The organism is Streptomyces hilarionis, from assembly GCF_024539675.1.
Lineage (GTDB): Bacteria > Actinomycetota > Actinomycetes > Streptomycetales > Streptomycetaceae > Streptomyces > Streptomyces hilarionis.
Genome location: NZ_JAHHIT010000392.1, coordinates 1 through 668 on the forward strand (window position 1 = coordinate 1; position 668 = coordinate 668).

Consider the following 668-nt stretch of genomic DNA (forward strand, 5'->3'; position numbering starts at 1 on the left):
CTTTTGGCCACAATTCCGCTACTACGTCCGAGGGATACACAAAAATCCCGCACGACATCTACGAGAAGCTGCGTAAGCCTGGCACTGAACTTAAGACGAAAGCGGGCGAGATGAGACTGCTGCGAGAAAGAACCACCAAGCGCATAAACACAAGCGATAAGAAGTAATGATGCTGACCGACAACTCCCCAGACGCACAAGACCAGACTCTACAGCCAGAGGTATCCGGACGCCAAAAGCGCGATGAGGATGACATCACTCAGTCGATTGAGTCCTGGGCAAACAGAGTCAAAAGCAGTCGTCAGTCATTGCTTACGGTTCAGCTTGGTCAGAGAGGCAAGCCTTGTTTAGCGTACACGTACCTTGAAAGGGAATTAGGTTGTCCAGGAAGCGTGTTTTACTCGCGTGGTGATATCCTCGATTCTGTTCTCCAGAAAATGATCGACGAGAATATTGTCGTACCAGAACATCCCTCGATTGCGAATGAGTGGCGCCGCAAGCTTCTATTTTGGTACGAAGGACTCTCCGAAACCGAAAAAAAAGAAATTCCGGTTGTTGCCCAGGTCATTTCTTCCCGAGCGAGCCTGTTCGATATGGATGGGATGAAAAACCTGAAATGGGCACGTGCGAAACTTCCCCTAGTCGCTGAGACCTACAATTGGATAATCG

General features: G+C 49.4%; 1 protein-coding gene. It reads left to right on the top strand.

What is annotated here, in order from left to right:
- Positions 1 to 166: 166 nt before the first annotated feature.
- Positions 167 to 668 (top strand): hypothetical protein (locus KMS84_RS43695; RefSeq protein WP_256921260.1); only part of this gene is annotated, 502 nt, incomplete at its 3' end.